At 72.0% G+C, this 8,313-nt stretch carries 8 protein-coding genes and 1 pseudogene; 8 read left to right on the top strand and 1 reads right to left on the bottom strand.

Translation table 11 applies throughout. The features are described from left to right. From A7A76_RS21210 to A7A76_RS21185, 8 genes and pseudogenes are all read left to right on the top strand, one after another. A partial coding sequence (locus A7A76_RS21210) for an ExeM/NucH family extracellular endonuclease (RefSeq protein ID WP_206413168.1) occupies positions 1-1,133 on the top strand: 1,133 nt, incomplete at its 5' end. Further along, a pseudogene (locus A7A76_RS26985) lies at positions 1,076-1,195 on the top strand (DUF6053 domain-containing protein); the annotation flags it as partial. The gene A7A76_RS21210 and the pseudogene A7A76_RS26985, both read left to right, overlap by 58 nt. A 231-nt stretch (positions 1,196-1,426) precedes the next feature. Beyond that, on the top strand, positions 1,427-2,119 hold the full coding sequence (locus A7A76_RS21205; protein ID WP_206413167.1) for an alpha/beta hydrolase: 693 nt from the start codon (positions 1,427-1,429) through the stop codon (positions 2,117-2,119). 17 nt (positions 2,120-2,136) lie between these two features. Beyond that, on the top strand, positions 2,137-3,186 hold the full coding sequence (locus A7A76_RS25735) for a lysozyme inhibitor LprI family protein (protein ID WP_241201101.1): 1,050 nt from the start codon (positions 2,137-2,139) through the stop codon (positions 3,184-3,186). Next, positions 3,183-4,292 (top strand): cell division protein ZapE, encoded by a 1,110-nt coding sequence (zapE, locus tag A7A76_RS21200; protein WP_343225382.1) that lies wholly within the window; start codon positions 3,183-3,185, stop codon positions 4,290-4,292. The genes A7A76_RS25735 and zapE overlap by 4 nt, the downstream gene beginning before the upstream one ends. A gap of 525 nt (positions 4,293-4,817) precedes the next feature. After that, positions 4,818-5,201, top strand: a complete 384-nt coding sequence (locus A7A76_RS21195) for an HU family DNA-binding protein (protein ID WP_206413169.1) — start codon at positions 4,818-4,820, stop codon at positions 5,199-5,201. A 251-nt stretch (positions 5,202-5,452) separates the two neighbouring features. Continuing rightward, positions 5,453-5,722: a hypothetical protein gene (locus tag A7A76_RS21190; protein WP_206413165.1), complete on the top strand. Its 270-nt coding sequence runs from the start codon at positions 5,453-5,455 to the stop codon at positions 5,720-5,722. A 354-nt stretch (positions 5,723-6,076) separates the two neighbouring features. Continuing rightward, positions 6,077-6,892: an aminoglycoside phosphotransferase family protein gene (locus tag A7A76_RS21185; RefSeq protein ID WP_206413164.1), complete on the top strand. Its 816-nt coding sequence runs from the start codon at positions 6,077-6,079 to the stop codon at positions 6,890-6,892. 142 nt (positions 6,893-7,034) lie between these two features. On the opposite strand, the gene A7A76_RS21180 is transcribed toward A7A76_RS21185, so the two are convergent. Continuing rightward, a partial coding sequence (locus A7A76_RS21180; protein ID WP_206413163.1) for an efflux transporter outer membrane subunit occupies positions 7,035-8,313 on the bottom strand: 1,279 nt, incomplete at its 5' end.

The raw sequence follows: 8,313 nt of genomic DNA, 5'->3' as shown, positions 1-8,313 counted from the left end.
TCAGCGGCGCGGCGCTCGGCGACGCCGCGTTCGCCGCGCGCAGCGGCAGCCGTCTCGATGCGCTGGAAGGCATCGCCCTGCCGCGCAACGGCCGCCCGGGCCTGCGCCTGGAGCGCGCGCCGGCGCTGCAGCCGGCGCCGCGCCCGCAACAGCCGCCGCGCGTCGACGGCAGCCTGCGCATCTCCTCGTTCAACCTGGAAAGCCTGTTCAACGGCGACGGCCGCGGCGGCGGTTTCCCGACTCCGCGCGGCGCGCGCAGCGAAGCCGAGTTCAAGGCCCAGCTGGCCAAGCTGGTGCAGACCATCCACGCCATGAACCCCGACGTGGCCGCGCTGATGGAGCTGGAGAACGACGGCTACGGCCCCGACTCCACCCTGGCCCAGCTGGTCGCCGCGCTCGACCGCGCCGACGCCGCCGACGGCGGCGCCCAGGACTGGCGCTTCGCCGCGCCGTGCAAGCAACCGTGCGCACGGGACGCGCGCGGCCCCGGCGGCGACCTGATCCGGGTCGGGCTGATCTACCGCGGCCAGCGCGTGGCCGCGCGCGGGCTCGCCGCGACCTTGGCCCAGGGCCCGTTCGGCCCGCATTCGCGGGTGCCGATGGCGCAGGCGTTCGAAGCCCTCGGCGCCGGCGGCCGGCGCGGGCCGGCGTTCGTGGTCGCGGCCAACCATTTCAAATCCAAGGGCTGCCGCGACGCCGAAGGCGCCGACCGCGACCAGGGCGACGGCGCGGCGTGCTGGAACGCGCTGCGCAGCGATTCGGCGCGGCGCCTGGATGCCTGGCTGAAGACCGACCCGACCCGCAGCGGCGGCCAGCTCACGATGATCGTCGGCGACCTCAACGCCTACGCCCAGGAGCAACCCCTGCGCGAGTTCTACGCCGCCGGCTGGCAGGACGCGTTCGCCGCGGCCAAGGTCGACGCGCCGTACAGCTACGTCTACGACGGCGAACTCGGCCGCCTCGACCACGCCCTGCTGTCGCCGGCGCTGGCGGCGACGCTGCGCGGCGCGGCCGAATGGCACACCAACGCCGACGAACCCGAAAGCGCCGGCTACCGCGACGGCGGCGCGGGGCCGTGGCGCAGTTCCGATCACGATCCGGTGCTGTTGGGGTTCGATCTGATGCCGCGGTAAGGCGCGCGGCGATCGGAGCGCGAAGCGTCGGGCCTGAAGGCCCTCCCACAGGAGCCGATGCTTTTGCAGGATGCCCTCTTGCAGAAGGACCTATTGCAGGAAGGCCTCCTCTTGCAAGAGGGCCTGCTCTTGTGGGGGCCTGCTCTTGTGGGAGGGCCTTCAGGCCCGACGCCTTGCGCTCCGACGCGACCGATCCCACCGCCCGCTGCGCACCGATTTGCCCGCCTTGGCCGCCACCGCCGCGCACACACCGCCGTAACACCCGGTCCGCGCCGCCCCGTATCATGCGCGGCATGAGCACCCCCGCCTTTCCCAGCGATGCGAGCGCTGCGCTGACCCTGGCCGGCCCGGCCGGGACGATCGAGGCGATCGTGGAAGCGCCCGAAGCGCCGCCGCGCCCGATCGTCGCCATCGTCTGCCACCCGCTGCCGACCGAGGGCGGGACCATGCACAACAAGGTCGTGACCATGGCCGCGCGCTCGCTGCGCGAATGCGGCGCGGCCACGGTGCGCTTCAACTTCCGCGGCGTCGGCCAGTCGCAGGGCGAGTTCGACCAGGGCGAAGGCGAATGCGACGACCTGCGCGCGGTCGCCGCCTGGGTGCGCGCGCAGCGCCCCGACGCGCAGCTGTGGCTGGCCGGTTTCAGCTTCGGCGCGTACGTCTGCCTGCGCATGGCCGACGAACTGCGGCCGCGGCTGCTGCTGTCGATCGCGCCGCCGGCTGGGCGCTGGGACTTCGACCGCATCGCCCCGCCCGCGGGCTATCCGTGGATCGTGATCCAGGGCGAGGCCGACGAGATCGTCGATCCCGAAGCGGTCTACGCCTGGATCGCCGGCCTGCGCCAGCCGCCGGAACTGGTGCGCATGCCCGACACCTCGCATTTCTTCCATCGCCGCCTGATCGACCTGCGCGGCGCGATCAAGAACTCGGTGCGCGCGCACCTGCCGCCGCCGATCGACGACGCCGGCGACGCCACGCCCGCCTGACCCAGGACGCTTCCCCCATGCGCCTTTCCCCCCGCCTGGCGCTGCCGCTGGCCGCCGCGCTCGCCGCGGCCGCGCTGCCAGCCGCTGCCGCCGGCATCGACTGCGCCAAGGCCGCCAACCGCAACGAACAGACCATCTGCGCCGACCCGGTGCTGCGCCAGCGCGACAGCGACCTCGCCGCCGCCTACGCCGCCGCGCGCAAGGCCAGCGACTACCGCGGCGAACTCAAGAAAGACCAGGAAGCCTGGCTGCGCGAACGCGACCGCTGCGACGGCCAGCTGCGCTGCCTGCGCATGGCCTACGTCGGCCGCCTGACCGAACTCGGGCCGGCCGCGGTGTCGGGCAAGTTCGACTGGAGCGGCGAGTGGACCCGCAGCGACGGCACCGCCACCCTCGCGCTCAAGCCCGGCGACGGCGAGCGCTACGAATTCGAACTGCAGGCCAGCTCCGGCGCCAACACCGGCCTGCTGTCCGGCCGCGCGCGCAAGGCCGGCGACAGCGAGATGGCGTTCAAGGGCCAGGGCGACAACGCCGCCTGCGAACTGACCTTCCACCGCTTCCACCGCCAGATCCAGATCGAGCAGCAGCACACCGGCAGCGACTGCGGCGCCGGCATGGGCGTGCACTTCAGCGGCCGCTATCTGCCCGGCTTGCCGGCGGCGGTGGCGACCACCCACTGGACCCTGCTCGACCTGGGCGTGGTGCTCAAGCCCGAGGACGACGCGCGCCTGCGCAAGCTGCTCGGCGACGACTACGACGCGCTGGTCGAGCGCATGGACGTCGCCGACACCCGCAACGACGACGAACTCAAGGCCCAGGTCACCAACGGTTACGTGCGCGGCGTCGCGGTCGACATGCGCGCGCTGCTGATCCAGGCCGCCGACGGCCGCCAATGGGCGGCGATCCGCGGCGAGGACAAGCAAGGCCACGGCGAACTGCGCTACTACAGCTCCGACCCGGCCTGGGCCGGCAAGCTGCCGGCGGCGGTGGACGCCTGGTCGGACGGCTACCAGGAACAGGTGCCGGTGCGGCTGATGTCGGCCGGCGGCCGCGTGCTGCGGCCGTGAGCGCGAACGTGCGCAGCGACGCGGCGACGACGCCGTCGCAGGCCTACGCCGCCGGCGTCGCCCGCGGCGACTGGGGCGACGATCCCGCCCAGCATCCGGCCCTGCGCGAGCTCGACCGGATCCAGGCGCAGTTGCTGTCCGCGCCCGAGCCGGGCCTGTTCGACCGCCTGCGCGGCAAGCCGCGCGACGGCGTGCGCGGGCTGTACCTGTGGGGCGGCGTGGGCCGCGGCAAGACCTTCCTGATCGACCTGTTCTACGAGCAGCTGCCGATCCGGGAGAAACGCCGCACCCACTTCCACCGCTTCATGCGCGAGGTCCACGCCCAGTTGCGCGCCCACGCCGGCCAGAGCGATCCGCTGGCCAAGATCGCGCGCGAATGGCGCGACCGCCTGCGGGTGCTGGTGCTGGACGAGTTCTTCGTCATCGACATCGGCGATGCGATGCTGCTCGGGCGCCTGCTCGAACGCCTGTTCGCCGAGGGCGTGACCCTGGTCACCACCTCCAACATCGACCCGCCCAACCTCTACGCCGACGGCCTGCAGCGCGACCGCTTCAAGCCGGCGATCGCGCAGATCCAGGCGCATTGCCAGGTGCTGCTGCTCGACAGCCAGCAGGACTATCGGCTGCGCGCGCTGACCCGCACCGCGGTGTACCGCGCGCCGCTGGACGCCGAATCGCAGGCCTGGCTGGCCGGGCGCTGGCAGGAACTGTCGGCGGGCTGCGCGCCCGAATCCGGGCCGCTGCGCATCGACGACCGCGACATTCCGGTGCGCGCGCGCGCCGACGGCCACGCCTGGTTCGACTTCGCCGCGCTGTGCGAAGGCCCGCGCGCGGCCAGCGACTACATCGAGATCGCCACCGAGTACCACACCGTGCTGCTCGGCGGCATCCCGCTGTTCGACGGCCGCAACGACGACCCGGCGCGGCGCTTCGTCAACCTGATCGACGAGTTCTACGACCGCCACGTCAACCTGGTGTGCACCGCCGCCGACGCGCCGACCGCGCTGTACCGCGGCGAACGCCTGGGCGGCGCGTTCGAGCGCACCGCCTCGCGCCTGATCGAAATGCAGTCGGCCGAGTACCTGGCGCGCGAGCACCGCGGCTGAGCCGCGCCCGCGGCCGCCGCGCGCGGCCGCAGGCGTGAAGGCCGCGTGCATTCCATTCCTGCGAATTGCGCTCCATTTCAGCCCCTTCGGCATGCGCGCGGGCGCGCGCAGCGACGCCGGCATCCGCGCATCGCCGCGCAACCGCGCGCCCGCGCGGCGCTTCGCGCGCGTTCGGGCCGGCCGGCGACTGAATGTCGCCGCATCGCCGCCGCCGTCGCGGCCGGCGCACGCGAACGGCACGCGCAAAGTTTCGCTGCGCCGCCGCACGAATCGCAGAACATGCTGTTTTCAAGGGTTTTTTCGCATCCCGTCGGCGCGTTCGGAGATCGCCGCCGTGGCGCCGGAACCGGCGCGGCGCGGGGTTTTTCCCGCACGCGCGGACGCGACCGGACGCGCGCGACTGAAAAACCCGCATTTTTTTACGCCAAAGCTCTTGGCGACGCGGCGGGCTTGCCCTACATTCCGCCTTGCCGAGGGGTTAACCAGGCAACCCATCCATCCAACGCCGTACTACCGGAAAACACTATGGCTACGAAAAAGACCGCTGCAAAGAAGAAGGCCGCGCCGAAGGCTGCCGCCAAGACCGCCGCTCCGAAGCCGATCAAGGAAGTGCTGAGCAAGTCGGGTCTGGTCGCGCACCTGGCCGAAACCACCGGCGTCGTCGCCAAGGACGTCCGCGCGATCCTCGGCGCGCTCGAAGGCGCCGTGCACGCCTCGATCAACAAGAAGGGCGCCGGCGCGTTCACCCTGCCGGGCATCCTGAAGATCACCGCCGTCAGCGTCGCGGCCAAGCCGAAGCGCAAGGGCATCAACCCGTTCACCAAGGAAGAGCAGTGGTTCGCCGCCAAGCCGGCCACCGTCAAGGTGAAGGTGCGCCCGCTCAAGAAGCTCAAGGACGCCGCGCTCTGATCTGCGCATGCGGCGCGCTTCGGCCCGCCGCATCGGATCGTCTGCTTCGCCGGACGCCGCCTACGGGCGGCGTTCGCGTTTGCGGCGTTCGCCGGCGCGCGGCGCGGTCGCGCACGGCAGCGGGCGTTTCCCGTACGGCCTCGTCGCCGGCGCCGCGCCGCGACGGAAAATGAACAGGCTGAAACATGCGCCGGCGCTGTCCGCGCGAGGGCGCCGTGGCATAGTGCGCGCATTCGCCGTGGAGTCGTGTCGTGGATCCGATCAGCCTGGAAGACTTGGCCTTGCTGGATGTATTGCAGCGTATCGACCACGGCCATGCGCCGGACGATCACTCCCGCACCCTGCGCGAACGCCTGATCGAAGCCGCGCTGGCGCACGCCGGCGACGACGGCACGCTGGCGCTGACCGACGCGGGCGTGGAGCGCTGCAAGTCGCTGCGCCATCGCATGGCGGCGGACGCCGAAGCCGCGCAGGTGCTGAAGGACCGCGAGGACGCGGCGCAGGAAGCCGCGGCGCCGTGACGGTTTCGCGGCACGACTTTGCCGCATCGGGTTTTCTGCGCGGCGCGCGACAGGGCGTTGGTTGGTTTAAGCGCGAAGGTGCGGGTTTGCGGTTTGGTTTCGGCGTAGTTGCGTATTCGCGGTCGCGGCTTGCGCCGCTCCTACAGTCGGATACGAAACTCGCCGAAGCTCCCTGTAGGAGCGGCGCGAGCCGCGACCGCGAAGACGCAACCACGACGCAAACGACGCGATCCCTGCGCTTTCCCCGATCCATCGCATCGGGCTACACATAGAAACATCTCGCCGCCGCGCCCGCTCTTGCCCGCCGGCGGTCCGTCCCGATATCGATAGTTCCGCCGCCACCGCTGCTCGCGCATGACGACGCCTTACGATCGACACCTCGCGCTGTGGAACCTCAGCGTCGACGGCACCCCCATCCACACCCATAGCAGCGACCTGCTGCCGGTGCGCCATCGCGACCGCCCGGCGATGCTCAAGATCGCGCGCGAGGCCGAAGAGAAGCGCGGCGGGTTGTTGATGAACTGGTGGAACGGCGACGGCGCCGCGCGCGTCTACGCCGACGACGGCGAAGGCGCGTTGTTGCTCGAGCGCGCCTGCGGGCCGCGCTCGCTGGCGCAGATGGCGCGCAACGGCCAGGACGAAGACGCCACCCGGATCCTGTGCGAGGCGGTCGCGCGCCTGCATGCGCCGCGCGCTCAGCCGGTGCCGCAGGGCCTGGCGAGCCTGCGCGAATGGTTCGCCGACCTGCCGGTGTACGCGGCCAGCCACGGCGGCGTGCTGCGGCGCTGCTGGGAAATCGCGCAGGAACTGTTCGACGATCCGCGCGAGGTCGTGCCGCTGCACGGCGACATCCACCACGAGAACGTGCTCGACGCCGGCCCCGAGCGCGGCTGGATCGCGATCGATCCCAAGCGGGTCATGGGCGAGCGCGGCTTCGACTACGCCAACCTGTTCACCGATCCCGACGGCGAGACCGCGCTGGCGCCCGGCAACTTCGAGCGCCGGCTGGCGGTGGTGAGCGAATGCGCGCGGATCGAGCGGCGGCGGATGCTGCAGTGGATCGTCGCGTTCCAGGGCTTGTCGGCGGCGTGGTTCCTCAGCGATGCGCAGCAGCCGGACAAGGAGTTCGCGATCATCGGCAAGGCGTTGAACGAGCTGGATCGGGTTTGAGGCCGTGGGCGATCCGAGCGGAAGGCCTCGGGCCTGAAGGCCCCCCCCACAAGAGCGAGCGGCCACGGGCGTTCATGGCCGAGCTTCGCTGTTGTGGGAGGGCCTTCAGGCCCGAGGCTTTCCTGTCAGCTCACCACACACCTCACTGCGCCGCCTCCCAGCCTCCGCCCAGCGCCTTGTACAGATTCACCTCCGCCGTCAGCGCATCGCCCTGCAACTGCAGCGCGGTCAACTCGGCATTGAACAGATTGCGTTGCGCGTCGAGTTCTTCCAGGTACGAGGCATACCCCTCGTTGTAGCGGTTGTGGGCGATGCGCAACGCATCGGCCAGCGCCTGTTGCTGCAGCACCGCCTGGTCGCGCTGCTCGCGCAAATGGGCGATCGCCGCCATCGCGTCTTCGACTTCGGCGAACGCGGTCAGCACGGTCTTCTGGTAGCCCAGCACCGCCTGGTCGCGGCGCGCGGCGCTGGCGCGCACGCCGGCGCGCAGGCGGCCGGCGTTGAACAGCGGCGCCAGCACGCTGCCGCCGATGCTCCACACCCGGATCGGATCGCCGTGCAGCAGGCTCGATTCCAGGCTGCCGATCGAACCGGTCAGGCGCAACGACGGCAACAGCTGCGCGCGCGCGGCGGCGAGGTTGGCGTCGCTGGCGGCGATCTGCGCCTCGCCCTGGGCGATGTCGGGACGGCGCCGCAGCAACTGCGACGGCACGCCGGCGGCCGGCAGCGCGGGCGCGGCGATCTGCGCCAGCGGCTTGCCGCGCGCGATCGGCTGCGGCGCGCGGCCGAGCAAGACCGACAGCGCGTCTTCCTGGCGCCGGATCGCCAGCTCCAGCTGCGGCACCACCTGCGCGGTGGCGCGGTATTCGGCCTGCGCCTGGGCCAATTCCAGGCGCGAGGTGTAGCCGGTGTCGTAGCGGCGCTGGGCCAGCTTGAGCGCGTTCTCGCGCGAGGCCAGGGTGCGCCGCGCCACGTCCAGGCGCGCGTCGCTGGCGCGCAGGCCGATGTAGCCGGACGCGGCCGCCGCGGCGACGCTCAGGCGCACGCTGTCGGCGCCGGTCTGGCTGGCCAGCAGGTTGGCGCGCGCGGCCTCGGTCAGCGAGCTCAGGCGGCCCCACAAGTCGATTTCGTACGCGGCCTGGAACTGCGGCTGGCTGACGGTCGACAGGCCCGGCCGGCCGGTCGCCGCGCCGACGCTGCGCGAGCGGGTGGCGCTGCCGGCCAAATCCAACGTCGGCCATTGCTGCGCGCCCTGCGCGTCGAGCAGCGCGCGCGCTTCGGCCACGCGCGCGGTGGCCAGGCGCAGGTCGGTATTGCGCTCCAGCGCGGTCTGGACCAGCTGCGTCAGCGCCGGGTCGTTGTAGCCGCGCCACCAGTCGCGCTGCACCGCGGCGCCGGCGCCCGGCGCGTCGCGCCAGGCC

The organism is Lysobacter enzymogenes (assembly GCF_017168095.1).
Lineage (GTDB): Bacteria > Pseudomonadota > Gammaproteobacteria > Xanthomonadales > Xanthomonadaceae > Lysobacter > Lysobacter enzymogenes_D.
Note: the sequence above shows the minus strand (reverse complement) of the source record. Positions and strands in the feature narration are given on the sequence as shown.